A 26453-nucleotide genomic window follows, 5' to 3' on the forward strand; every position below is an offset into this window, starting at 1 on the left:
CACAGGGGTCTATGGTGTACCCACCGATCTTGGCATCACACAAAAAAATGTGGGAGCGAGCCTGCTCGCGAAGGCGGTACATCAGTCAACATTATTGCCGGCCGACACACCGCTTTCGCGAGCAGGCTCGCTCCCACAGGGTTTTGGGTTGAATGAGGATTTTGTGGCGGCAGCAGAACCTGTGGGAGCTGGCTTGCTTCCCACAGGTTTGAATGCGTTACGCCAGCGGCGGCGTGCGTGGCGGGATCTGGCGTTTGCTGCCCGTCGATTCAAATGCCGCCGCGAAGCGCAGCAGGTTCGAGTCGTCGTAGGCGCGGCCAGCAAAGGTCAGGCCCACAGGCATGCCGATGTCGGCCATCACGCCCATCGGCACGGTGACGGTCGGTACGCCGAGGTGGCGGATCGCGAGGTTGCCGTTGGCCACCCAAATGCCGTTGCTCCAGGCGATGTCGGCCGACTCCGGATTGACGTCCGCGTCCGCCGGGCCGACGTCGGCAACAGTAGGGAATAGCACGGCGTCGAGGCCCAGCTTATCCATCCAGTCTTCGAGGTCGATGCGCCGGGTCTGTTCGAGGCCGCGCAGGCCGTCGGGCACAGTGGGGATTTCATTCCACGGCGTGATGCCGCGCTCGGCCATGCGCACGTATTCGTCCATGCCGGCAGCCAGATCGCCTTCACGGTTGGGCAGGGTGCCCGGGTCGTGCGGGAAGATTTTCGGCCCGTCGACGTCGACCAGACGGTTGAGTTTCGGGTCGCCGTTGGCTTGCAGGAAGTCGTCGAACGCCCACGCGGTCAGGTCCCACAGCTCATGGTGAAGGAACTCTTTCGAGACCAGCCCCCGGGTGAACACGGTCGGCGCGCCAGGGCGGTCGCCTTCGCAGTTGGAGACCAGCGGGAAATCGGTTTCGATGACTTCGGCACCGGCGGCTTCGAGGGCTTGGCGTGCCTGCTTCCACAGATCGATCACGGAGGCGCGGGTGTTGATGCGCTGGCCGGTCGGGCCACCGATGCCCGGGGCTTCGCTGGTGCCGGCTTCAGGGTCGGCATTGATGAACATGCGCGGCACGGCGAAGCGCTTGCCGGCCAGCGCTTTGGCGTCGGCGGCCAGATCGGCGTAAGCGGCGGGGCGCACTTCGCTGACGCTCGGGATCGGCACCCATGGTTGCAGACGCCAGAGGTCGCCACGGGTGTCCGGATCTTCAGCCACGACGATGTCGAGGACTTCGAGCAGGTCGGCCATGGTGCGCGCGTAAGGCACGACCACGTCCATGGTCGGGGTCAACGGCCAGTTGCCGCGCACCGAGATCACCCCGCGCGACGGCGTGTAGGCGCACAAACCATTGTTCGACGCCGGGCCGCGCCCGCTCGACCAGGTTTCTTCGGCCAGACCGAAGGCGGCGAAACTTGCGGCAGTGGCAGTGCCGGCACCGTTCGAAGAGCCGGAGGCAAACGGCGCGGTGAGGTAATCGGCGTTGTAAGGACTTTCGGCGCGACCGTATACGCCGCGCTGCATGCCGCCATTGGCCATCGGCGGCATATTGGTTTTGCCCAGGCATATCGCCCCGGCCGCGCGCAGGCGTTCGATGGTGAAGGCGTCACGATAAGCCACCAGATCGGCGAAGGCCGGGCTGCCGGACGCCGCCGTCAGGCCCTTGACCAGATAGCTGTCCTTGGCGGTGTAGGGAATGCCGTCGAGCGGGCCGAGGGTTTCACCTTTGGCACGGCGGGCATCGGACGCCCGGGCTTCGTTCAACGCTTCAGGGTTGCGCACGACCACGGCATTCAGCGCGGTGGGGGTGTCGGCGCCGTCGTAGGTATCGATGCGTGCGAGATATGCCTGCACCAGTTCGACTGCGGTGGTCTGGCCCGATTCCAGCGCGGCACGCAGTTGGGCGATGGAAACTTCGGTGACTTCGATCATGCGCTCACCGCTGTTTGAATTTGGGTGTTTTTCTTGGAAGGGGTGTTCATATCGGTTCTCGTTGCACAGCTATAAGCGACAAGGTTAAGACTGGCGCCTATTTAACACCAAGCGGCGCACGGAGTAATCGGCGGCAACGATCTACCGCCGATTTTCTCCCTCACTGGCCCCTTCGCCAGCAGGCTCGCTCCCACAGGGATCGCATTTCAAACAGGCATCCAGGCTGCCAAAGTGGAATGCATTCCAAATGTGGGAGCGAGCCTGCTCGCGAAAGCGGAGCTTCTGCCAACCCATCACTTCAGCCGATCACAGCACGCCGTACTCACGCGCCGTCCGATCCACTGCGATCCGCGTCTTGTCGATCAACTCATCCAGCTCCGTGCGCGTGGCAACCAACGCTGGGGCCATGATCATCCGCCCCAGTGTCGAACGAATGATCAACCCTTCCTCAAAGCCGATCGTGCGGCACCGCCAGGCAATATCGTTTTCATTGGCAAAGCGCTTGCGGCTGGCCTTGTCCTCAGCAAACTGCAACGCCGCGACCAGGCCAACCCCCTGAATCTCACCCACCAACGGGTGATTGCTAAACACTTCGCGCAGGCAGTTCTGCAGGTACGGGCCGGTGTCGGTTTTCACCTGAGTCACCACACCCTCATCGCGCAAGGCCTTGAGGTTGGCAATCGCCACGGCGGCGGCCACCGGGTGCCCGGAATAGGTCAGGCCGTGGGCAAACACACCACCTTTTTCCACCAGCGCCTCGGCCATGCGCCGCGACAGAATCAAACCGCCCATGGGGATGTAACCGGAGGTCAGGCCTTTGGCGATCGACAGCGTGTCGGGTTCAAAACCGAATGCCTGATGGGCGAACCATTCGCCCGTGCGACCAAAACCACCAATCACTTCATCAGCACATAACAACACATCGTATTGACGGCAGATGCGCTGAATTTCCGGCCAGTACGTTGCCGGCGGAATGATCATGCCGCCCGCGCCCTGAAAAGGTTCGGCGACGAACGCGGCGACCTTGTCGGCGCCCAGTTCGAGAATCTTGTCTTCCAGTTGCCGCGCGGCTTGCAGGCCGAATGCTTCCGGGCTGAGATTACCTTCGTGGGCGAACCAGTACGGCTCATCGATGTGCGCCACATCAGGAATGGTGCCACCCATCTCATGCATGAACTTCATTCCGCCCAACGCTGTCGCGGCTAGGGTCGAGCCGTGGTAGCCGTTCCAGCGGCCGATCATGATTTTCTTCTCGGGCTTGCCCATCACCTGCCAGAACTTGCGCACGGTGCGGATCAGCACTTCGTTGGCTTCGGAGCCGGAGTTGGTGTAGATCGCGTGGCTGTAGTGCTTGGGCAACAGGCTGAACAGCAGCTCGGACAGCTCGATCACCGCCGGGTGAGTGGTGTGGAAGAACATGTTGTAGTAGGGCAGTTGCTCCAACTGTGCGGTCGCGGCAGCGGCGAGATCCTTGCGCCCGTAGCCAAGGTTGGTGCACCACAGGCCGGACATGCCGTCCAGATAACGCTTGCCGTCGTTGTCCCACAATGCCAGCCGATCACCGCTGACCATCACCCGCGGGCCTTCCTCGTTGAGAGCCTTCTGATCAACGAATGCGTGAATGTGGTGGGCAGCGTCAGAGGCTTGGTAATCGCGGGTACTGCGGGTCGAATCGACTTCGGCGGACATGGCGGATCTCCAGAGAAAAGGGCAAGTGAGTGCGTTCATCGCAGCGCTGCACGGATAAAGTTTTGTCACCTAAAAATATTTTTGTAAAGAAAATATTTGTCGGTGAAAAAAGATACCCGTAGGCTGAGGGCCATTGGCAAGGACCATCAGAGGCAACATGAGCGGACTCAGAGAGCGGCAGAAGGAACAGCGCCGGCAGGTGATTGCCGAAGCGGCGCTCGAGCTGTTCAAGCGCAACGGCTTTGCGGCCACCACACTGGAGCAGATCGCCGTGCAGGCGGGTGTTTCCGCACCCACTGTGGTCAACTATTTCGGCGGCAAGCAGGAAATTCTGCTGGCCTTGCTCAAGCAACCCGATGAGCAAGCCATGCGCGAGGCGCGGGCGAATCTGGACGCTGACAGCGATCCGCTGGAGGCGCTGTGCGAGTTCGAAGGGCTGATGACCGATTACCAGCTACAGGCGATGCCGGCTTCGCTGTGGCGGGAACTGGCGCCGTTTCTGCTGACGGGTGAACTGGCTGAGGCGATGAGTCCGTGGAATGCGGCCGTGATCGAGGAGACCAAAGCGCTGCTTCTGCATTTCCAGCAGGCCGGCAAAGTGCGCGAATCGATCGATCTCGACGTGGTCGCGACGCTGTTCAACCAATACGCGAACATGGCGTTCATTCGCTTGGCCACGCAGGAAGTGCCGGATAGAACGGCGCATGCATTGCACATGCGCGGAGTTTTGAATCTGTTGTGTCACGGGATGCTGGAGCGCTGAGGCGTACTGCCGGCCAAGGCAAGAATCATGAAAGAGCGAGGGGGCTGATCCGGAAGCTTCTGTTGAACAGGGATGCGAATCAGGTTTAGTCGTGAACTAGCCCAAGCACCAGCGACAGTGTTGCCCAGTTGTGCATATCGGTTTTCATATCTGAGTCGAATTAAGCCTGACCGAACAGAAAAAGCCGGCCCAAAACATTTCGGTACTGTTCAGGCAGCTTGTGACTGAGTAAACCAATGTTCAGTAAGCCTTTGGTTTTCTGGTATTGGATTTGATCTTCGAATTCTTCCTTTGCGACGAGGCTCAGCAGCGATTCTTCGTCATCGACCTTGCCAAGATGTTGGAAGCTTCTAATGACCATGGTTTTTGCGAATATTAAATTGGCGTCATACCAATCCCAAAACGCCCACGCCGCGCAGACATAATAAATCCGCTCAAGACTTTCTTCTTGGCTCAACCTGAATGCATCCCATGTCGGAGCGAGTCCTGAGAAATGCTGCGCCAGCGTACTGTCGGCTTGAAAGTAAGACGGTGCCAGGTCGACAGCATCCGTTATCGCCGCAGCAAAATAAGGGCGGTGCTGAAGTATAGTCGCATAGATGTTGGCATCGTAAGCCAAGCGCTCTTTCATTCTAAGAACATAATCTGCATCGTCACTGCCCAAATGAATTGAGAAGTTTGCAAGTCTCGCTACTCCGTTGGTGATGACTACATCATTTATATCGTATTCATCAACGGTTTTTATCAAGTTTCCGTAGTGATTGGTCATTGATTTAGGGAAATACCTGGCCGCGATTTGAGTTCCTGTTGATGAAGCAAGCAACTCAGACTCAATCCGGTCCTTAGTATATCGCTCTACTTTGATTCCCCCCTTTTCAGCCCCGTCAAGGTGCTGATCCAGTGTGGCGCTTGGGATGGTGGTGTAAAACGCAATAAATCCGTCGCATTCCCAGCTGAGAGTTTTCTCAAGGACCCCGAATTCTTTGTCGAGAGGAACAGGTTTGTCCATGTGAGCATAGTGCTTGCAACTCACTAGCCAGCGGAAGCCTGAACTGTCTGTGACGCCAAGATCCATACCCTGGTCCGGGCCGTTTGAGACGCTTTTGAAAATTCTCATTTTTTTCACAGACGTAAAAAACTCTTGCGCGAAGAGTTCGAAGTCGTCAACAGAACTGGATACTCCTATGGGGATAGCCTGTTTTGAATTAAAGGAACGGTTTGCAGAGGCGATTTCTCTGAAGTCTAGCAGTGCCATGTATTTCTATGTCCTGTAAAGAATTATCGGTTCAGTGACTGAAGTCTATTTTGTGAGCTAAAGATTGATGGTGCAGTAAGGATTACTTGTCGTTCAGCCGGACCTGGATGTGAGTGATTTCTCCGTCCGGGATTTCCTTGACTTCAATGTAGTTCTGAGCACGCACTAACGACCCTAACTTGGCAAACCCATAGTTTCGGGCATCGAATGAGGCGTGGTTCTTGGAGATGTAGGCTCCCACCCCACTCAGTGCTGCCCAACCGTGGTCGCGAGCCTTTTGCTCGATAGCTTGGGTCAGAACTTCTTTTAAGTTAGGGAGGTTGTCGATGGTGACTGGCACGGCGTTTTGAGCGGGTTTCTTCAGTACCTCAAAGAAAATGAACTTGTCGCAGGCAGCAATGAACGCGTCAGGTGTTTTACGTTCACCCAGACCATAAACTTTTTTGCCGGCTTCCCTCAGGCGTGTCGCCAGTCGGGTGAAATCACTGTCACTGGAAACAATGCAGAACCCATCCACATTGCCGGCGTACAGCAGATCCATAGCGTCGATGATGAATGCTGAGTCCGTCGAATTTTTGCCTTGGGTGTAGGCGAACTGCTGGATAGGCTGAATGGCATGCTTATGCAAATGGTTTTTCCAGCCCAGCAAGTGTTGGGTCGTCCAGTCACCGTACGCGCGCTTGACGGTCGATGTCCCGTACTTTGCCACTTCCTCCAAAAGTTCTTTTACGACAGACGAACTGGCGTTGTCAGCATCGATGAGCACAGCCAGGCGGAGCGTGTCAGGTAAGGCCAAGGCGATTTCCTTTTCGAGTGATGGCTTCTGGCTACATCCTAGTCATCGAATCGTAAAAGTGTCCAGCTAGCCATTGGCAGCAGAACGCGCTCCACTACGCCCAAACGCTATGAACAGGCCTGCATTTCAGCCGCCGCTGTGGCACTGAATCCTTGCCGGTACTTAGAGCAACGTCCCAGGTTTCACGTGAAATCTGCCACGCGCCCGGAGCTGACAGCCGCGCCCGCGGGTGCTGCTGAGCATGCTCCACGCCAACATTCAGGATGTGTTCAGCGATTACGGCGTGCAGATCATGTCACCGCACTATCTGGGTGATCCGCAGAGTGAGAAGCGGGTGCCACGGGAAAAATGGTTCATGGCACCCGCACAAGCACCGAAGGATCAGTGAAGGCAATATATCGGTTTCAGGCTTTCGGCAGCCACGGTTGCATCTGCCCAAGCATGCCACGGCCGCCACGGCGCAAGCCGGTGGCCAGGCTCAGCCACGACAGTTCGGTAACGATGACCTGTGCGGCGGGCACCAACCGCACTTCACCGGCGGCACCGCCCGCCGGGCCACCGTCCGGCATGAAAATCGTCAGCCAGTCATCCACGCTTTCGACGATCAGGCACAGGCGAAAGCCTTCGCCCTCGGCAATCAGGCCGACCCTGGAGCCGTCCTCGTTTTCCAGCCCGGCAAACCGCGCGGTGGTGTCTTTGAACAATTGATAGCCCGGCAGGTTGCTGAGCAGCTTGTTTTCCGTGGCCTCCATCGCCCGCGCCGCTGCAGACGTGCGTGCCAGCAGCCCGGCGAGAAAACACAGGACGATCAGGCCCAGCAACGTCGCCAGACTCACCAGCGTCACGCCCGCCACGTCATAGCCTTTGAACATCGGCAACAACTTCTCCACCGGCCCGCGCAGCAGGTGGATGGCTTTTTCGATCAGCACGACAATCAGCACCAACGGCAGGATGAACAACAACCCGCCGATCACGGTGGTCTTGATGAACTTGAACATGACGGCTCCTTGAATGACGTGCGATCCGATTCAAGGCTAGCTGATCTCTGCCCACCTGCCGGAAGGCTGAAACGCTGGTGCGTGCAGGCGCTATCAGCGACGCCAACTGCCCAAGGGTAACTCGACCTCGCGCTCGGCAGCAGCCAAGGCTATCTCCAGCCCGGACTTGTCCAGCGGTGCGCAGTAAGCTGGTTTCGCCCGCTCGAATCGCCAGCTCTCATCGAGGCCTCCGGCGTCGACCGCATCGAAGCCGAGTTCGTCCAGCAAACCCACGACCAACGCCTTGGCCTGCGCGTCATCCGCTGCAATGGGCAAGGCGCGCCGCTCGCTGGAGCCGTGCGGGCGGGCATCCGTAAGCAAGTCCGCCGCGAGGATGGCATTGAACACCTTGACCACGGTGGCGCCCTGCAGATGCTCGGCGAGCAAACGGCTGGTGGTGGCCTGGAAGGTGTCGAGTGCGGCGATGTGGCCGTCGCGATCAGGGTAATAGTTGTTGGCGTCGAGCAAGGTTTTGCCTTCGAACCAGGCTGGCGGCATGCTCGGGATGTGTTCGTAGGGGATGGCCAGCAACACCACGTCAGCAAACTGTGTGGCCTGTTCGGCCGTTCCGATCTGGCAGCCGGTGATGCCGGCGAGCACGCTGCTCATGGTCTTCGGGCCGCGTGAGTTACTGAGCATCACTTCGTGTCCGGCGGCGAGGGCGATTTGCGCGACGGCGCGCCCAATGAATCCGGCTCCAACGATTCCAATTCGCATGGTGTGTTCCTCTGTCAGGTGGGGAGCCACTATGATGATTCCTGACTAGGTGCAGATAAATCGCACTCTGTTACTTACTTTCGCTAACAGGAGTTTCGAATGGATCGGCTGAGCAGCATGGCGGCTTTCGTGATGGCGGCCGAAGCGGGCTCTTACGCCAGTGCCGCGCAACGCCTGGACATGTCGGCGCAAATGGTCGCCAAACACGTGGCTGCCCTTGAACAACGGCTCGGTGCGCGTTTGCTCAATCGCACCACGCGCCGGCAAAGCCTGACCGAGCTGGGCCAGGCCTACTATGAGCGCTGCAAGCACATTGTCAGTGAGGCGCAGGCCGCTGATTCGCTGGCGCAGATCATGAACGATACGCCGCGCGGCAAGCTCAGGATCAGCGCGCCGGTGACGTTCGGTTCATATAGCCTGATCCCGTTTGTGACGGCGTTTTTGCGCGAGTTTCCCTAGGTGGAAATTGACCTGCACTTGACTGACCGCGCGGTGGATCTGGTGGAGGAGGGGTTTGAGGTGGCTTTCCGGATCGGCCCGTTGGCCACGGCCAGCCTGACCGCCAGACCGTTGGCCGCGTATCGCTTGATTGTCTGCGCGGCGCCGGGTTATCTGGTCGAACACGGCACGCCGCAGGTGCCCGCCGATCTGCAACAGCATGAGTGCCTGGGCTATGCCTACTGGTCACGGCCCGCCGATCACGAGTGGTCGTTTGTCAACGGCGCACAGGTCGAGCGAGTTCCGGTGAGCAGTCGCTTGCACGTCAACGAGAGCAAGGCGCTGTTGTCAGCGGCGGTTGATGGGTTCGGGATTGTACTGGGGCCAGCCGACTTTCTTGAACCGGCGTTGCGCAGAGGCGAGTTGGTCAGGTTGCTGGAGGGCTTTGAGGCGCCGAGCAGGCCGATGCATCTGCTGTACACGGCCCATCGGCAGAAGACGGCGAAAGTGCGCCAGTTCATCGATGCCGCAGTCAGGCGCTTTGCCTGACTGCGGCGATTCGGATGAGGGAATAAAGCGGCTCAGTTAATTCGCGGATGCTGCTGGGCCAGTTCCTTGCGCTTGGCCTCCAGTTCGGCGATTTCGGCGTCGATGTCTTCGATTTTCTGCTCAATATTGTCGTGGTGTTCTTGCAGCAGTTCCTTGGCTTCCTCGAGGTCCGAGGCGGCCGGTGCGGCGCCACGCAACGGCTTGTTCGCGGTTTCTTTCATCGTCACACCAGTGACCAGACCGACCACAGCGATGACCATCAGGTAATACGCCGGCATGTACAGATTATTGGTGCTCTCGACCAGCCAGGCGACCACGGTCGGGGTCAGACCGGCGATCAATACCGAGACGTTGAACGCCGCCGCCAGTGCGCTGTAGCGAATGTGCGTGGGGAACATCGCCGGCAGGGTGGAGGCCATGACGCCGATAAAGAAGTTCAGCAGCACGGCCAGCATCAGCAGGCCGGCGAAGATCAAACCGATCTTGCCGCTGTTGATCAGCATGAACGCCGGAATTGCCAGAATGAACAAACCGATGCTGCCGACGACGATGAAAGGCTTGCGGCCAATCTTGTCGCTGATAAAGCCAATCGCCGGCTGCACGAACAGCATGCCGACCATGATCGCGATGATGATCAGCACGCCACGGTTTTCGCTGTAGTGCAGGTTGTGCGACAGGTAACTCGGCATATAGGTGAGCAGCATGTAGTAGGTAACGTTGGTCACCGCCACCACGCCGATGCAGGTCATCAGGCTGCGCCAGTGTTTGGTCGCAACCTCCTTGAACGAGACTTTCGGGCCACCGGCGAGGCCTTCGCGATCACCTTGCTCAAGCTTTTCGACGTGCTGCTGGAATGCCGGGGTTTCTTCCAGGGCGTGACGCAGATAGAGGCCGATCATGCCCAGCGGCAACGCAAGGAAGAACGGCAGACGCCAGCCCCATTCCTCGAACTTCGCTTCGCCCAGGGTCGTCGAGATCAACACGACAACGCCGGCGCCGAGGACGAAACCGGCAATCGAGCCGAAATCCAGCCAACTGCCGAGGAAGCCGCGTTTGCGGTCCGGCGCATATTCGGCGACGAAGATCGACGCGCCGGTGTATTCACCGCCTACCGAGAAGCCCTGAGCCATTTTTGCCAGCAACAGCAGAATCGGCGCCCAGATACCGATCGAGGCATAGGACGGAATCAGGCCGATGGCGAAAGTGCTCAGCGACATGATCACGATGGTCGCGGCGAGGACTTTTTGTCGCCCGTACTTGTCGCCCAAGGCGCCGAAGAACAAGCCGCCCAGCGGCCGAATCAGGAAGGGCACCGAGAACGTCGCCAGCGCGGCAATCATCTGTGTGCCGGGGTCGGCGCCGGGGAAGAACACTTTGCCGAGCACATAGGCGACGAAGCCATAGACACCAAAGTCGAACCATTCCATGGCATTGCCCAGTGCGGCGGCAGTGATCGCCTTGCGCATCTTGGCGTCGTCGACAATGGTGATGTCTTTCAGGCCGATCGGCTTGACGGTTTTCTTGCGTGATTTCATCCGGGTCTTCTCTTTGCTGATCCATCGTGCCGCGTAGATGCCATCTTTTTGATGGCGCGTACTCTTTGGCTCAGATACATGAGGACACGAAATAATTCACTGCCCGGCGCTTTTTTTCCCTGCGTAGCTGTGTAGGAGCTGCCGAAGGCTGCGATCTTTTTAAGATCAACATCAAAAGATCGCAGCCTTCGGCAGCTCCTACAGGGGAATGTCGTTACCGGCGCAGGGTTGCGTAGGATTTGCCGAGGTCGCTGGCCCAACCATCCAGCACCACCTTGACGTCATCGGCGGTCAGCACCTGCTTATCGTTCTCCAGCGGCACACCGGTGCCTTTGCGCACCACTTCGGCAATCACTTCGCCGGTTGAGCCGTCCTCGAACGACACCTCGGTGGCGACTTGGCTGTCCTGATCGCGGATGCCGGTGGCTGTGCTCACACCGGCCGCGACAAGGGTGACCGGCAGCCACTCATAAAAACGCAGACCCTGTGTACTGGTCGCGACTTGAGTGATGGCGGGGCGCACCACCAGGGTGTTCGGCCCGGGTTGGTTGACCAGATGCAGCACCTTGCCCAGTTCCAGCCGTAATGCTGCGTCGTAGTAGTCGGTGACCCCGGACAGGGTGCTCAGCGGAATCCGCGGCGTCGGCTCGGCACTCGGGTAAAACTGACTCGGCGCCAGGTAAACCTGGGTGTAGCGACCTCTGGCCAGCGCCGGGCTGACCCACGCCAGCACAGCCTGGCCGGACGGCGATTGGCGCTCGGTCAACACGCTGTAGTCATGCAGAAAGCCGCTGTGCTCGACCTTGTTACTGCTGCAGGCCGACAGGCTCAGGGTGGTGGCGAGGGCCAGCGACAGCGAACGCGTGCGGGGCATTAACGGGTTTCCTTGTGAGGTTGCGTGGTAATGCTGTCTGAGCACTCGATGTGCAACTGGCCGTGGGTCATGATCCATTGGATCAGGTCGGCGGCGGCAATGCTGTGGACGTACTCCACCCAGTGCGCATTGGTCGGGCTGAATTGCTCGAAGTAGCGGCGCAGGACGATCCGGCTCTGATCGCTGGACACGCTCAGGCACGACTCCTGAAACACAACCGGTGTGTCCGGGCCGAGCGCGGCGGTGCGCTGGCTGAGGATCAAGGGACGGTTGCTGTTGTGCCCCCCGGCGCAAGGGTTGTCGTTCAATAGCTTCATGCGAACCTCCTGGATTGGAATGGCCGCAGAATGCCCGTGCGGTTTTGCCGGAGGATGTCCGCTTGATGTCTGGCGCGTAGAAATGTTGCTCGATTGAAATAAATGACCCGGGCGGCGAAATGGCTTTAGATTGGCGTTTTTTCGCCGCATGGACCTGTAACTGTGAGCAGACTGTTGTTCGTCGACGACGACGTGGAAATTCTCGCGCTGCTGAAGAAGTTCTTCGTGCAGCACGCCTATGAAGTCGACGTGGCAACCCACGGCGAAGCCATGTGGGCGGCAATCGCGCAGAACCGTCCGGACACGATCATTCTTGACCTGATGATGCCCGGCGAAAGCGGCCTGAGCCTGTGCCAGAAGGTGCGCGCGCAGCTGGGCATTCCGATCATCATGCTCACCGCCATGGCCGAACTCAGCGATCGCATTGTCGGGCTGGAACTGGGTGCCGACGATTACCTGACCAAGCCGTTTGCCCCACAGGAATTGCTCGCTCGCGTACGTGCCTTGCAGCGTCGCGCCGCTGAACAGCGCAGCCCGGTCGAGCCGTCGCGCCCGGTGATCGCCTTCGCCGGTTGGCATCTGGACATCACCTGTCGCGAACTGCGCTCACCGGAAAACGTGATGATTCCACTGTCTGGCGGCGAGTTCGATTTGCTCGTGGTGTTTCTCGATCATCCGCAGCGCATCCTCACTCGCGAGCAGTTGATCGATCTGACGCACGGCCATGGCCATGACGCCTTTGATCGCAGCATCGATGTGCAAGTCAGCCGCCTGCGGCGCAAGATCGAGCCGGACAGCAAGCGCCCGGACCTGATTCGTACCGTGCGCAACGGCGGTTATCTGTTTACCGCCAAGGTCAGCCGCTCGTGATCCGCCGACTGTGGCGTGGCGACACCCTGCGCCGACGCATCGCCCTGACCATCATCGCTGCGATGCTCGCGTCGCTGGCGTTGAATGCACTGTTCGTACAAGTCGCCGGGATCTGGGCGCGGCCACCGATTGAACGCACCGGCCTGCTGGAGCAGATCGCCGCCACCTCGCGGGTGATCGAGGCCGCGCCGGCCAACCTGCGTCCGCAACTGGCCACGGCAGCGAGCAGCGCCATGCTGCAGGTGTCATGGCGAGCACAGCGCGCGGACTTCGAACTGCCCAGTGACGGGCTTCGCCTGCAAGCAAGCCGGGTGCCGGTGCTGCGCCAACTGCTGGGGGCTGATCGAAAAATCGAGGTGTTCAACCCCAGCGACTGGCCGGACGACAATCCTCAGGCGCACTACGCCGCACTCGTGCAGTTGGTCGATGGCAGCTGGTTGTCATTTATCCCGCCGGAGCGCAGTTGGGGCCTGGAATTTGGCGCGCGTATCGTCATCGTCATCGCGTTGGGACTGATTGCCACGTTGCTGGTCGCCTGGGTCGCCACCCGCCAGTTGGCCAACCCGTTGCAGCGGTTCGCCCGTGCCGCCAGACGCTTCGGCACCGACCTGCGCGCACCGCCGATCAAGCTCGAAGGCCCTGACGAAATCCGTCAAGCGATCATCGCCTTCAACACCATGCAGGCGCAGATCCAGCATTTCATCGCCGAGCGCACGCACATGCTGGCGTCGATCTCCCACGATTTACGTGCGCCGCTGACGCGCATGCGCTTGCGCAGCGAATTCATGGAAGACCTCGATCATCAGGGCAAACTGATTCGTGACGTTGAGGAGATGCAGTCGATGATCAATGCCGCGCTGGCGTTCTTTCGCGAAGACACGCACCGCGAGCAGACCACTGCGTTCGATCTGTCGGAGCTGGTGCAGACCATCGTCGACGATTACCGTGATCAACACCTGCACGTCGACTTCGAAGGCCCGGCGCATCTGGTCTACGAAGGTCGACCACTCGGGATCAAACGGGTGATCGTCAATCTGCTGGAGAATGCGCTGAAGTATGCGCAGCGTCCGGTCATCGCGTTGACGCGTGACGAGTATTCGATCTGCGTTGAGGTCAGCGACGAAGGCCCCGGTATTCCCGAGGCGGCGCTGGAGCGGGTTTTCGATCCGTTCTTTCGTCTGGAGGCTTCGCGCAATCGTGACACCGGGGGCGTGGGACTAGGTCTTTCCGCAGCGCGAGCAATCGCCCGTGAGCAGGGCGGCGAACTGACACTGAGCAATTGCAAAAGCGGAGGGTTGATAGCGAAGTTCGAGTTGCCTGCGTGAAATTTATTCTGTAGATTTTCATGAAATTATAAGAAACAAATTTCATGAGGTCGCGAATGTTCCAGCAATCCAGCCAGCACGTCGACAGCTATTACGCCCACAGTTGCGCCGATATGTTGCGCGATCGGCCGGCGCTGGAAGGCGAACATGACGCCGACGTAGTGATCATCGGCGCTGGTTTCAGTGGCCTGCACACCGCGCTGCGTCTGGCCTTGGCGGGCAAACGCGTGATCATGCTGGAAGCCAGTCGCGTGGCCTGGGCGGCCTCGGGGCGTAATGGCGGGCAGGCGATTCTCGGCTGGTCGTGCGATATGCCGCCGCTGGAAGCTGCGCTCGGTCATGAGCGGGCGAAACGGCTGTGGGACGGCATGCGCTGGGCGGCTGGGGAATTACGCGAGTTGCCTGGGCGGCATGGTTTCGATTGCGACTATCGACCCGGGCATTTGTGGACCTCGGTGATGCCGCGCCGGGTCAGCCTGCTCAGCGAATGGCAACACGAGGCCAGCCACAAGTGGGGCCACGATGGGTTGCAGTTCATTCCTCGTGAACAACTGGCGGAATGGGTGGCCACAGAACGTTATCAGGCCGGGCTTTATGACCCTGAAGGTGCGCACCTCAATCCGCTGAAACTGGCGCTGGGCCTGGCGGCCGCCATCGAGCGGGCCGGCGGGCGAATCCATGAACAAAGCAAGGCGCTGAGTTATCAGGAGGCGGGCGCCGGTTTCCGGGTCAACACCGCGCGCGGTTCGGTGCGCGCCGATGTGCTGGTGCTGGCGTGCAACGCTTACCTTGATGAACTCGACCCGCAGCTGTCCAGCTGCATTCTGCCGGTAGGCACTTACCAAGTCGCCACCGCACCGCTGACGCCCGAGCAGGCCACCGCACTGTTGCCGCGCAATGTCTGCGTGACCGACAACCAATTCGTCCTCGATTACTTCCGCCGCACGCCGGATAACCGTCTGTTGTTCGGCGGTGGCTGCACTTATCTCGGCGGCATGCCCAACGACATTGCAGCGGCGACACGGCCGTTTCTCGAGCGGGTGTTCCCGCAACTCAAAGGTGTCGGCATCGAGTTTGCCTGGGGCGGCCACATCGACCTGACGATCAATCGCACGCCGGACGTGGGCGGTGAGGGCAACCGTTATTGGCTGCAGGGCTACTCGGGGCACGGCGTCCTGCCGACATTGGCTGCCGCGCGCGCAGTGTCCGATGCGATTCTCGGCGATGGCGATGAATTGGCGTTATATCAGGGCCTGAGCAATGGCCGCTTTCCCGGTGGAAAGCATTTCGCGGCGCCGCTGGAAGCCATCGGCAAGGCCTGGTATCGACTGCGCGACAGCATTTGATGAAACACCTTTCGGAATTCCGGCCATGAACAAGCAAGAAGAAATCGCCGCGCTGGCGATCCTCATCCACGACCTGCGCAAGCACAAGAAATGCACCTTGAAAGAACTGGCCGACAAGATCGGCCGTTCGGTGGGGTTCCTGTCGCAAGTCGAGCGCGGCTTGTCGCGGCCGACGGTGGCAGATCTGACCGCGATCAGCGAAACCTTTGGCGTGCCGACTACCTATTTCTACAGCCTGCCCAAGCCCAAGGAGTTGCCGTGGGTGACGCGTCCGGACGAGCGCCGCACGCTGTATTACGCCAACGGCATCACCGACATTCTGGTGTCGCCGCAGATCCGTGCCTCGTTCTCCATGCTCGAAAGCCATCTGGAAGCCGGCGCGAGCAGCGGTGATCGCCATCTGACCGACAGCTCGGAGCAGGGCGGTTACGTCCTCGAAGGCGAGCTGACGCTGTGGCTGGGCGACGACGAAGAACCGACCACGTTGAAAGCCGGCGACAGCTTTCAATTCGACAGTCATACCCGCTGCCGTTACGGCAACCTCACCGAGCAGCTGACTCGCGTGCTCTGGGTCTACACCTGATCACAACAAAGGATGAACACGATGGACGCTGTCTGCGCTGACCTGCTCGCCGAAGTGCGTGCGTTTCGCCAACGCTACCCCGAAGTGCGTTATGTCGACCTGATTTCCCTGGACATCCCCGGGCACTTCTACGGCAAGCGTTACCCGGTGGACATGCTCGAAAAAGTCGCCGCCGGCAGCGTGCTGAAACTGCCGCAGAACTGCGTATTGCTGGGTGTGCAGGGTGGTTTATTTGAGATTGGCGATTACTGCTTCAACGACGGCGACCCGGATGCCGTGCGCCGCCTCGTGCCGGGCACCTTGAAGCCGGTGACCTGGGAGGCGCAGCCGCTGGGGCAGATGTTGATCACGTCGGACGGCACCGAAAAACCGATCGAATTCGAACCGCGTGAAGTGCTCGCACAGGTGCTCAGGCGTTTGGCGCGCAAAGGCATTCATCCGGTGGTGGCGTTCGAACTGGAGTTTTATCTGTTCGATAAAAAGCTGCGCGATGGCTTGCCGCAATTCCCCCGCGATGAGCTGACTGACGATGCCGATGATCAACCGAACCTGCACATCGAACGGCTCTCACGTTTCGCGCCGGTGCTGAATGAAATGGTCGAAGCCACGCGGGCGCAGGGCATCGACGCCACGGTGATTACCGCCGAACTCGGCCCCGGTCAGTTCGAAATCAACTTCGGTCACCTTGACGACGGTTTGCGTGCGGCGGATTGGGCGGCGTTGTTCTGCCGCAGCACGCGCGGTGTCGCGCTTAAACACGGCTATCGCGCCAGTTTCATGGCCAAGCCGTACTTGCAGCATCCGGGCAGCGGCATGCATGTGCATGTCAGTTTGTACGACGCGGATGGCAATAATCTGCTGGCGGCGAATGATCAGCAGCCGCTACGCCATGCGGTGGCGGGGTGCCTGGAATTGCTGCCGCACAGCATGCCGATCTTCGCGCCGAACCAGAACGCCATGCGCCGCTTGGGCGGCACGGTGAACACCGCGACCAAGGCCAGTTGGGGGTATGAGGATCGCGATGCGTGCTTGCGCATTCCCGAGTCGGACGTGAAGAACCTGCGGGTTGAATATCGCTTGGCGGGCGCGGATGCCAACCCGTATCTGGTGCTGGCGGCGATTCTGGTGGGGCTGGAGCATGGGCTGGAGTCGGGCAAAGAACCCATTGCGCCGCTGAACGAAGATCGCAGCAGCGGTATTGATTTTCCCAAGGAGATGTTCGAAGCCGTGCGCGCGATGCAGCATCAGCCGCAGTTGCGTGAGGGGCTGGGTGCGGAGTTTGTTGATGTGTATTGCGAGAATAAACGCCAGGATCACTTGGCGTTTATGCAGGAGATCGGGGCGCGGGAGTATCGGTGGTATTTTTGAGAACAGTAGTTGCATCTCATACGTGGAGGCGCAACATGCTTGCGCTTCTCACTTGGGTAACTTGCACAGGCCGGCGTCGTGGTTGATTCAGTAATTGGAGGTTTTAGCATCATCGAAGCGGGAGGTTATTGGTAATAATGTTTAGATCAAATAATTATTGTAAATTTTCCCGCTGCGGTTGTGGTATTCGCTTTTGCCACTACAGTCAATGAGATCCGGGAATACGATGTGCCAGATTGGCGTTCCTTTTCAGCAACTGAGGAGTTGTTGCGGCCTCAAGGGAGGTTGAAATGTTGCACTCTGCGCTCTTAGTTATCGCCTTTATACTCGGTTGCGCTTTGCCCTTTAGTCTCTTGATAGGGCGTGAAAAGATAAGAGCGAAACGATATGAGATCATTGCTGATCTGGAATCAATTTTATTCAAAACGCCAGCCGGGGCAGCGAATATCCCGTCTTTTGAGTTAGTGAAATACAAGTATCGCCCCATCACAAAAATGCAGAGAAGTAACGGGGTGGTCAGGAACCTGCTTTTCTTGATTCCCACGGGAATATATTCGGTCGTTTCGTCTTTTGGATTGGTCCTCACTGCCCTCTTTCTGTTAGAGAAGTTTACTGCGCTCACACCCGGTAAGCAGAATTACGAGTCAACTCCGTATTTGCTGATGTTCACATTTATGGGGGGGTATATCTGGAGCCTGCAATACCTGATTCGGAAGGTCGCGAACTTCGATCTCTCGCCGATATCTTTCTACCGTTCAGCACTTCATATACTCATTGGGCTTGTCGTTTGTGCTGCCCTGAGTGCATCAGGACTCTTGGCTTTTATTTCCAGGGCCACCGGCCTTGACGGTGCAGCGGTAGCGATAGCATTGCTTGTCGGGTTCGTGCCAAGTGTATTTATAGAATATTTAACGGAATACTTTCCCAGGTTGAGACTGAAAAGAGTTTCTGATAGCAGTAAGGCGTTGCAGGATGAGTTGCCCTTGGATCTGATCTACGGGATTGATCCCTTTATAAAATTCAGGTTGGCAGAATTTGAAATTGAGGATGTCCAGAACCTTGCCACGACCAATCCCATACAAATTTTCGTCGAAACACCGTACGGACTTTACGAAATAATAGATTGGGTTTCGCAAGCTCAACTTATCCTGGCGGTCGGTTCGGCAAAAACGCTGTTGCTGCGCAAGTATAATATTAGAACGGTTTTTGATCTTAAAAAAATGTCGAAGGATCCTGAACTAAGCAAGGCGCTTTTATTGATCTTGATTTCTACCGATGAAACGGATTTTTCAAGTTCAACCGGTTCTGAGCTTAAAGGTGAACATGCGAGCATGGTTGAAGCGCTGGTCGAAATCATCCTGGATGATCTGCATGTACGTCGGCTTCAGCAGATCTGGAAGATAATCGATAATGCAATTGAATCGGCAAATGTTCCGACAGTGTTTTGTAAGTGTGGAGGCAAAATCTCAAATGTCCAAGGCGTAGGCTCAGCAAACGAAGAGGGAAACGGGCCACTGGCCGATGAACATGAGAAAACGCCAGCTTGACGGATAGCTAAGGTGCCGGGTTGGCAAACGTGAGCTGTACCCAACTGATCTCTCCTTGGTTCTATGCCGAAGCTTCATCGTGCAGCACCGCGTGGCGCGGAGATTCGCCACATTTCGCCGCCTGAAAATAATCTGAACCGCTGTCGGACCTGTTCGCCTAATGATTAGCTTGTGGTCAATCGCACAGGCGATGTGTCAATAACGGCACACTCCGAGAGGTGGTCAACGTGGCTAAAGACGAAAAGAAAAGCAAAGACAAAGGTGACGCTTCGAAAGCCAGCAAGGACTTGAAAGACAAGAAGTCATCACCTGAAAAGAAATCAGCGGCAGCCTCGGCGCTTTCCAAGTCTTCCGACAAGAAGGACAAGAAAAAAGACACCGAGCCGAAGAAGTCTGCGAAAAAAGCCGATAGCAAGCCTGAGAAGGCCAAGGATTCAAAGAAGGCTGATAAGCCGGCGAAAAAGAAAAAGTGATGTCTGTAATCTGCCAGGGCTTTACGCCCTGGCGACCTCGCCAACGATTAACTTATTGATCCGTCTCTACGTGACGAGTGCGAACACGCAGAGTACAAGGCAACAATTGCTTGACTGGACCTGGAACAGGGGCAGGGAGGGGCGCTTTGATTAGCCCCGCGGCGTTCACACATTTCTTGCAGAATCCGGCGCCCTTGGTGGGAGCCCGGTTGAAATAGTTGTCCTTGGTAGCCGTCACCGACTCATGGCCGACTACACCACACCAGAAAGTGAGCTTGGTTTTGGTAGTGCTCACCACTTCCGTGCTCGGATCAAACGGCCCTTCATGATAGGTAACCGTAGGCGAATAGCAGGTCTGGGTGAAAGGCTTGTGCCTGTGAAGTTCATGTCGGAGCAGCACCATGACCGCCTCAAGATCGCGTATGGATTTACCGCGATTGCCAATATCACCGTTGCTGACTCCACACGCATTGCACACATGAGTGGTGGGCCTGGCTTTACCCGCCCGCTGCAGGTTTCGCCATGAAATTGAAAAATCAGGATGCGGACTCCCGTCAGGGAGAGTTTCGCCACAGTTAAAGTGTTCCTCTTTCCAGCCTTCAACATCAAAACCGGTCACGTAACGTACGTTTGGGTACATTCCGCGCAATGAACTGAGGCGGTGAAAAACCGTGCCCATCAAGACATCCCCATAACCCACTGTGACGCCGGGGTAGCAGCAGTCAAGACAAGCTGACGGGATCAGGCTGCGATCCTGAAAAAAACCTCGTTGAAACCGGCGTAAATCGGGCCTGAGCAGCACAAAAGAATGCTCGCCGGCGGCACACATGACCTTTGCCGCCATCTGTCCCTCCTGATAGGGCAGATCTTCGACAATCTTTAGTCCCAGCAACTCGATGCTGCGGTTGAAATCAAGGCGGTATTGAGCCTGCGGGACAACCTGCTGAGCCGATATCCCTAATACCAGGCTTCGGCAGGTCGGGCATTCGAACTCGCCATTGTTCATATGGAGTTGAGCATGTTCGGGGTTATGGATTGCGGTGACGTGCTGGCGACCACAGATGAAGCGAAAATAGCGGGACTCCATCGGAGTTGTTCGCAAATTGTTGATGAAACTGCGGGGCAGAGCGAATTTTTCCTCCCAGAGATCGAGGCGTTTTTGACTTCGGGCCTGACCTGTTTTCTGGCCCTTGCAGGCGCTGCAGTAAGTCCGGACTTTACCGTCGGCCAGACTTCTGGACGCCACCTCGTTCAGGGTGGCGCAGAGACTGCACTCATAGGTGACCAAAGTCGTACGAGTGATGCGTTCCATTAACGGCGAGACAAGTGTGTGCTTTCCTAATTTTTCTACCACCTTGGCCTGGAACCGTTGTAATGGATTTTGGCAGGCACTATTCCAGTTAGCCCAGATGATGTCCAAATCCGGCGTGGCATTAACTGGCTGTCGATCGAGTGCGGCTAACAGTTCAAGAATTGTCCGCAAAAACGTTTCCGGGTCGAGGTCCAGGTTGGGTACCACGACCAGCGAAATACGTGATTTCTTGCACTGCTCGACTTTGAACACGTCGCGCCGCTGGATCTCCTTCAGCCTGTCCTTTGCCTCTTGTGTATCGGTCAGCGCCATGTAGTGCTGAACGCCTTGATACTCAAAGGCCAACCCATGCTCCGGATTGAAACCATCGAGCTCCAATACCGAAACGGTTCCGGACTCTGAGATGTAGCGAAGGAAATCGCTGTAGCCTCGATTGAACGCCCATGTCGTCGAGGGAAATAACGCCTGCATGATGATTGCGGTCAGTTTCTCGGCTTTTCTGATCCAGGTTTGTCCCCAGTACAACTCTTTGATCCGCCCCGGTGTATCGGTTCGAATATCCCCCATACGATTCTTGTACTTGATCATCAGCCCTTTGCCGGAGTGCTGCTCATAGGCAAGGATTTCTGCACCATTTAGATGGGCCGATCGGATCAATTTTTTGTTGTAGACGCGATCATTTCGTTCCTGCCGACAGATTTTACGCAGCCCCGGCAAACTGAAGTACGGGGTACTGACAGGGCTGCGCATCAACCTGGTTTCGGTCTGAATTTCAAAAAAAGGGCCCGGGCTAGTCTTTCCAGGCGCTTCAGTCCCTTTGTAGCGAATCAAGCCTTTGGGGAAGCAATCGGTAAATTCTTTGTACGCAATGACGGAGTCTTGGTAATAGCGCTCGACTTTCTCGCCAGGCCTGCGGCCCTCACGCAGCGCTGCGGTAATGGCAGAGCGTCCAAGGCTTTCCGGTTGCCACCCAAAGTCTTCAGGCAGTTCGTCGGGGGCGGGGAACAGCTGGTAGCGAGTTGCAGAGGAGACGGGGGGGCCGCACCGGTGGGTGGTCACCACTAATCGATGGGACGGAAAACGTGTGCTCATTTCATGGATTAACGTGCTGGAGTGTCGGCAGATCGGACACCCTGCGCCATAGAGCACGTTATGAATCAGCATCATCCATCCGCCCTCACTTCCCGCTTTACAGGTCAGGCAGTGGAATTCTTGCTTGGATTTGGCCAAAAACGTCGTGTCGGCATTGCACAAGAGTCGAAGCTGTCCAGACCTGCCCGATAAAGCGTTACCTGTGGCCAGCAGGACGTTCTGCTCGCTGTACATCAGTCGATTGGTTCGATCCATTTGCTTGAATTTCTTCCCTGGCTGGTGGCTTGGCGTTATGCCAACGATTCCACAATCGACTGCCAAAAGAAAGCTATGGACAGGGCGTTTTTACCTCTGCAAATGACGCCGAGCCAAGAGTGTTTTCAAGCATTCGCCCACAGGTGATGGACCTGAATAACGCGATTTCCCCGGTATTGCTGCAGCCGTCCATGCACCCGGAATCGGGCTCATCGTTGAGTCAATTGACAGACTGGCTTGATCTTCAATTGTCGAAAACACACCCGCTTCCATAGCGAAATCGCCCACCCGTTCAGAAAATGAGCCAGGTGGGACAAAATCATATTGTCTGCCGCTTGGCCGACATCAGAGCGCCGCTTTCACCTGCAAACCAAACACCAGCGCATTGTCGATGCTCTGCCCGGAAAACGCGCCCGGCTCGATGATGTATTGCACGTTCGGGCGCAACGTCAGCCAAGGCGTGGCTTGATAGCCGTAGCCGAGTTCGATCAATTGCTCGGCGCTGTCCAGGTTCGGGAACGCCGTGCCATTGTTCAATGCGGCGTCCTGCAAAACGTCACGGCTACGCGGGTTCGGCACGGCGCGGCCATAACCCAGCGCGACGGTGTCGCGCGGGCGACCTTCGAACGGTTTGTACAGCACCACGCCGGTGCCGTACCACTTGCTGAACGGCGAAGCCGCTTCACTGGCCGCCGAATATTGCCCGAAGGCGTGCAGGCTGCGGCCTTCGGACGTCGGCGAGTTCCAGACGGCTTGGTCGATCAGCAGATAATGACCGCCACGACCGGACACTTCTTTGTCACTGCCGATGCGCTTAACGTCGGAGCTGTCGTAGTAGTAGCCGACTTTGTACTCACCAGGCAGATCACCCGCGTGTTTGTACACCAACTCGATCGGCACCACGGTGCCGGTGGTGTGTTTCGGTCCCAAGTGCCAGGCACGGCTGGAGTTGCCATTGCTTTCCGGATCGACGTTGAACGCGGCCACGCGCACTTGCCACGACGGCGACAGGTCGTATTTCACCCGCACGCCCAAATGCGCATTGGGGTAGTTGGTCCAGCCGCTGCCGCCGGACATGTTCAGCGGATGTCCGCAGAAACCGGCGTTCATGAAGTTGCACAGAATGCCGCTGTCGAGGCCACCGAGGTCGTTGCCCATGGCCATGTAACCGAGTTTCACATTGAGCGCCGGGGTAAACAGCGTGCGCTCGTAACTCAGCTCGGTCAGGCGCGTGTACAGGCCACCGTAGTTTTCCTGGATCGGCAGACGGTTGCCGACGAGGTCTTCGGAGGCGCTATTGCCGCGACGGTCGTTGATGGTCAACTGGACCTTGCCGGCGTTGTCGACGCCGTACAGTTTGCTCAGGTCGAACTGCACGCCGAGCTTGATGTTCTGCGAGTAGCGCGCCGAGCGGTGCAGGCCGCCATCCGCGTTATAAGCAGTCTCGCCGCTGTAGTCGCCGGTGAATTTGATGCCTTGTTCATCCATCTGATGACGCAAGCCACCCCAGTCACCGGTGAGGGTGCTGCGGGTCAACAGATCGGAATCGTTGTCGGCCAGCGCGGGGAGGGTGGTGGTGCACGCGACGCCCAGCAACAGGCCTTTGAACAGGTCGGAACGGGAAAAACCAACAGCCGATAGCATGTAAATCTTCCTGCAGAAAACTTGAGCAATAGGGGGAAAGCAGCGCGGCACCCGAAGGTGCCGCGCTCAAAGCAAGCGTCCGCGTTTAACGTGGACGCAGGGGTTTACGGCAGGGCGTAAGCCATCACGTAGTCGCCGCGATCGGTCGACTGACGCGCACCACCGGCGGTGATGACGACGTACTGCTTGCCGGTTTTCGGCGAAACATAGGTCATCGGGCCGCCCTGACTGCCGACTGGCAGACGTGCTTTCCAGACTTCCTCACCGTTGCCGCTGTTGAAGGCGCGCAGGTAGAAGTCCTGGGTGCCGGCGATAAAGATCAGGCCACCTTGGGTCGACAGGGTGCCGCCGAGGGTTGGCAGACCGATCTTGATCGGCAGGTGCATGCGGATGCCCAGTGGACCGGTGTCTTCAACGGTGCCGACCGGAACCTGCCAGGCGACTTTCTGCGTCTTCATATCGATCGCGGTCAGTGTGCCGAACGGTGGGGCCTGGCACGGAATGCCGGCTACCGACAGGAAGCGGTTTTTGTTCACTGCGTACGGCGTGCCTTTCAACGGCACAGCGCCCATACCAGTGTTCAGCGCTTCGCCACCGCCAGCGGCCTGGCCTTTGTTCTGCGACGGGATCATCTGAATCCACAGGCCCAGGCGCATGTCGTTGACGAAGATGAAGCCGTGCACCGGGTCAGTGGAGATGCTGCCCCAGTTCATGCCGCCCAGCGAACCCGGGAAACTCAGCGATTTATCGGTGCCCGGCGCGGTGTACAGGCCGTCGTAGCGCATGCCTTTGAAGTCGATGCGGCAGAGCAACTGGTCGTAAGGGGTTGCGCCCCACATGTCCGATTCAGTCAGGTGTTGCGCACCGATCTGCGGCATGCCCAGCGATTTCGGCTGGGTTGGCGAGTACGGTTCGTTCGGGATATTTGCCGCTTTGACCGGTACTTCTTTAACGTCGGTCAGCGGTTTGCCGGTGGCACGGTCGAGCACGTAGATCTGCCCGGCCTTGGTGCCGATGACCACGGCCGGTACGGTTTTGCCGTCCTTGGTGAAGTCGATCAGGCTCGGTTGCATCGGCAGGTCGAAGTCCCACAGATCGTTGTGCACGGTCTGGAACACCCAACGCTCTTCACCGCTGGTGGCGTCAAGCGCGAGGATCGAGGCGCCGTAGGTGTGATCGAGTTTGCTGCGCTCGACACCGTAGATGTCGGTGGACGAACTGCCCATCGGCAGGAACACGGTATTGGTCGCCGGGTCGTAGGACATCGGTGCCCAGCTGTTCGGCGTGCTGCGCACATAGGTGCTGCCGTCGGCCGGCGCCTTTTTATCCTGCGGGTTGCCCGGGTCGAAGGCCCAGCGCATGGCGCCAGTGATCACGTCGAAACCACGGATCACGCCGCCGGGCATGTCGGCCTGCACGTTGTCAGCCACGCGACCGCCAACCACCACGGTGGTGCCGGCCATCAGCGGCGCCGAGGACAATTGATAGTAGCTGTCCGGAACATCACCCAGACCGGCCTTCAGATCGACCTGGCCGTTGTTGCCGAAACCCTGGCAGAACTCGCCAGTGTCAGCATCGACCGCGATCAAACGGGCATCGATGGTGTTGGTCAGCAGACGACGCTGGCAATTGGCGGCCGGCGCCGGTTTGGCTTCGATGATGGTCGAGTTGGCTGGCTGAGCAATGGCAGTGGTGGCGTCGAAATAGGCCATGCCACGGCAACGCTGCCAGACTTTCGACTGGGCGTTGATCGCGTTCTTCCACAGCTCTTTACCGGTGTCGGCATCGAGGGCGATCAGGTTGTTGTGCGGGGTGCAGATGAACACCTTGTTGCCGACCTGCAGCGGGGTCAGCTGATCTTCAGCGCCGTTGCCATCGCTCTCGGCGACGTCACCGGTGTGGTAGGTCCACGCGACTTTCAGCTTGTCGACGTTGGTGCGATTGATCTGGTCCAGCGCGGCGAAGCGGCTGCCGCCTTCGGTATTACCGTAGTGCGCCCAGTCCTTTTGCGCTTTGTCCGGCTCGACCGGGGTCAGGCCCGGGCCAGTGCCGGTGGCCGCTACGGTCGGGTGAGCGACGAACATATTGCCGGCCGCCACAACCACGCCGACCGCCAGCACCGCCGCCACTGCGTAAGCGCCGCGACCCGCAACGCCACCGTTGGCACGCTTGAGCAGCGGATAAACCAGCGCCACCACCAGGCCGATTACACTGAACATGAACAGGCGCGAGAACACCGGCCAGAACACCAGCCCGGCATCGCTCACGGCCCAGATCGCGGTCCCGACAAGGAAAGCTGCAAACAGCCACGCGCCGGTCAGCTTGAAGCGCGCGATCAGCAGGCCGGAGAGGGCCATCACCAGCCCACCGATCAGGAAGTACCACGACCCTCCCAGGCTGACCAACTTCACGCCGCCAGCAGCGAGCGCCAAGCCGAGCAGGGCGATGATCACCCCGAGCCCGACCAGAATGAATTTTGATATGCCCGAGAGGCGTTGACTCTGCTTCACGTTAAATGTCCCGTTGAAATGAGGAGGGCATTATATAGATAGGTAACTACCTAGTTAAATCACTATTTCAGAATGAAGCGTAGTTCGTTGCTGAATCGCGCGCCTGACGGAGGGGCGCTATAACCTCAGGACTGAATTTTTCTAAATACCCGAAGCGAGAGGCTTTTTTTGACCAGTTCTTTGGTATTTCTGACAGGTTTAAGCCTGAGCTACTCAGAGATGGGGAGAATCGAAGAG

At 58.3% G+C, this 26453-nt stretch carries 20 protein-coding genes and 2 pseudogenes; 10 read left to right on the forward strand and 12 right to left on the reverse strand.

Features of this window, described 5'->3' with window-relative positions:
* Positions 1-217: 217 nt before the first annotated feature.
* Positions 218-1921 (reverse strand): amidase, encoded by a 1704-nt coding sequence (locus BK670_RS11000; RefSeq protein ID WP_123449772.1) that lies wholly within the window; start codon positions 1919-1921, stop codon positions 218-220.
* A gap of 306 nt (positions 1922-2227) precedes the next feature.
* A complete protein-coding gene (locus BK670_RS11005; protein WP_123449773.1) occupies positions 2228-3610 on the reverse strand; it encodes an aspartate aminotransferase family protein in 1383 nt (460 codons plus the stop codon).
* A gap of 157 nt (positions 3611-3767) precedes the next feature.
* On the opposite strand from BK670_RS11005, the gene BK670_RS11010 reads away from it, so the two are divergent.
* Complete coding sequence (locus BK670_RS11010) at positions 3768-4373, forward strand: TetR/AcrR family transcriptional regulator (protein ID WP_123449774.1); 606 nt, start codon at positions 3768-3770, stop codon at positions 4371-4373.
* 160 nt (positions 4374-4533) lie between these two features.
* Here the strand turns inward: BK670_RS11010 and BK670_RS11015 are convergent, their stop codons facing one another.
* Together BK670_RS11015 and BK670_RS11020 are read right to left on the reverse strand one after the other, a co-directional pair.
* Positions 4534-5628 (reverse strand): hypothetical protein, encoded by a 1095-nt coding sequence (locus BK670_RS11015; RefSeq protein WP_123449775.1) that lies wholly within the window; start codon positions 5626-5628, stop codon positions 4534-4536.
* A gap of 82 nt (positions 5629-5710) precedes the next feature.
* Positions 5711-6424 carry an NYN domain-containing protein gene (locus tag BK670_RS11020; RefSeq protein ID WP_123449776.1) on the reverse strand — a complete coding sequence of 238 codons (714 nt, stop codon included), beginning with the start codon at positions 6422-6424 and terminating at the stop codon, positions 5711-5713.
* 214 nt (positions 6425-6638) lie between these two features.
* Between BK670_RS11020 and BK670_RS11025 the strand changes: the two are divergent.
* A pseudogene (locus BK670_RS11025) lies at positions 6639-6812 on the forward strand (mechanosensitive ion channel family protein); the annotation flags it as partial.
* A 16-nt stretch (positions 6813-6828) separates the two neighbouring features.
* On the opposite strand, the gene BK670_RS11030 reads toward BK670_RS11025, so the two are convergent.
* Together BK670_RS11030 and BK670_RS11035 are read right to left on the reverse strand one after the other, a co-directional pair.
* A complete protein-coding gene (locus tag BK670_RS11030; RefSeq protein WP_123449777.1) occupies positions 6829-7422 on the reverse strand; it encodes a DUF502 domain-containing protein in 594 nt (197 codons plus the stop codon).
* Positions 7423-7515: 93 nt separating this feature from the next.
* On the reverse strand, positions 7516-8178 hold the full coding sequence (locus BK670_RS11035; protein WP_123449778.1) for an NADPH-dependent F420 reductase: 663 nt from the start codon (positions 8176-8178) through the stop codon (positions 7516-7518).
* A gap of 99 nt (positions 8179-8277) precedes the next feature.
* On the opposite strand from BK670_RS11035, the pseudogene BK670_RS11040 reads away from it, so the two are divergent.
* Positions 8278-9165 (forward strand): annotated as a pseudogene (locus BK670_RS11040) (LysR family transcriptional regulator).
* 32 nt (positions 9166-9197) lie between these two features.
* Here BK670_RS11040 and proP read toward each other — a convergent pair.
* From proP to BK670_RS11055, 3 genes are all read right to left on the reverse strand, one after another.
* Positions 9198-10700 carry a glycine betaine/L-proline transporter ProP gene (gene proP / locus BK670_RS11045; protein WP_123449779.1) on the reverse strand — a complete coding sequence of 501 codons (1503 nt, stop codon included), beginning with the start codon at positions 10698-10700 and terminating at the stop codon, positions 9198-9200.
* 214 nt (positions 10701-10914) lie between these two features.
* Entirely contained in the window at positions 10915-11574 is a 660-nt protein-coding gene (locus tag BK670_RS11050; RefSeq protein WP_123449780.1) for a DUF3313 domain-containing protein, read from the reverse strand.
* Positions 11574-11891: a hypothetical protein gene (locus BK670_RS11055; RefSeq protein WP_123449781.1), complete on the reverse strand. Its 318-nt coding sequence runs from the start codon at positions 11889-11891 to the stop codon at positions 11574-11576. Before BK670_RS11055 ends, BK670_RS11050 begins: the two co-directional genes overlap by 1 nt.
* Positions 11892-12053: 162 nt before the next feature.
* Here BK670_RS11055 and BK670_RS11060 point away from each other — a divergent pair, with 162 nt between their 5' ends.
* The 7 genes from BK670_RS11060 (at position 12054) to BK670_RS11090 (ending at position 19403) form a co-directional block, all read left to right on the forward strand.
* Entirely contained in the window at positions 12054-12761 is a 708-nt protein-coding gene (locus tag BK670_RS11060; protein ID WP_123449782.1) for a response regulator, read from the forward strand.
* Positions 12758-14086 carry an ATP-binding protein gene (locus BK670_RS11065; protein ID WP_123449783.1) on the forward strand — a complete coding sequence of 443 codons (1329 nt, stop codon included), beginning with the start codon at positions 12758-12760 and terminating at the stop codon, positions 14084-14086. Before BK670_RS11060 ends, BK670_RS11065 begins: the two co-directional genes overlap by 4 nt.
* Positions 14087-14142: 56 nt before the next feature.
* Positions 14143-15432 (forward strand): NAD(P)/FAD-dependent oxidoreductase, encoded by a 1290-nt coding sequence (locus tag BK670_RS11070; protein WP_123449784.1) that lies wholly within the window; start codon positions 14143-14145, stop codon positions 15430-15432.
* 25 nt (positions 15433-15457) lie between these two features.
* Positions 15458-16015 carry a helix-turn-helix domain-containing protein gene (locus tag BK670_RS11075; RefSeq protein ID WP_123449785.1) on the forward strand — a complete coding sequence of 186 codons (558 nt, stop codon included), beginning with the start codon at positions 15458-15460 and terminating at the stop codon, positions 16013-16015.
* Between the two features lie 21 nt (positions 16016-16036).
* Positions 16037-17383: a glutamine synthetase family protein gene (locus BK670_RS11080; protein ID WP_123449786.1), complete on the forward strand. Its 1347-nt coding sequence runs from the start codon at positions 16037-16039 to the stop codon at positions 17381-17383.
* 290 nt (positions 17384-17673) lie between these two features.
* A complete protein-coding gene (locus BK670_RS11085; RefSeq protein ID WP_123449787.1) occupies positions 17674-18930 on the forward strand; it encodes a hypothetical protein in 1257 nt (418 codons plus the stop codon).
* A 218-nt stretch (positions 18931-19148) separates the two neighbouring features.
* Complete coding sequence (locus BK670_RS11090; RefSeq protein WP_185036767.1) at positions 19149-19403, forward strand: hypothetical protein; 255 nt, start codon at positions 19149-19151, stop codon at positions 19401-19403.
* A 52-nt stretch (positions 19404-19455) separates the two neighbouring features.
* Here the strand turns inward: BK670_RS11090 and BK670_RS11095 are convergent, their stop codons facing one another.
* The 3 genes from BK670_RS11095 to BK670_RS11105 form a co-directional block, all read right to left on the reverse strand.
* Positions 19456-22062, reverse strand: a complete 2607-nt coding sequence (locus BK670_RS11095) for a hypothetical protein (RefSeq protein ID WP_148047021.1) — start codon at positions 22060-22062, stop codon at positions 19456-19458.
* A 345-nt stretch (positions 22063-22407) separates the two neighbouring features.
* Complete coding sequence (locus BK670_RS11100; RefSeq protein ID WP_123449790.1) at positions 22408-23706, reverse strand: carbohydrate porin; 1299 nt, start codon at positions 23704-23706, stop codon at positions 22408-22410.
* 104 nt (positions 23707-23810) lie between these two features.
* Positions 23811-26216, reverse strand: coding sequence for a glucose/quinate/shikimate family membrane-bound PQQ-dependent dehydrogenase (locus BK670_RS11105; RefSeq protein ID WP_123449791.1), 2406 nt, complete (start codon positions 26214-26216; stop codon positions 23811-23813).
* Between the last annotated feature and the right edge of the window lie 237 nt (positions 26217-26453).

Origin of the sequence: Pseudomonas fluorescens (assembly GCF_003732425.1) — a bacterium.
Lineage (GTDB): Bacteria > Pseudomonadota > Gammaproteobacteria > Pseudomonadales > Pseudomonadaceae > Aquipseudomonas > Aquipseudomonas fluorescens_BE.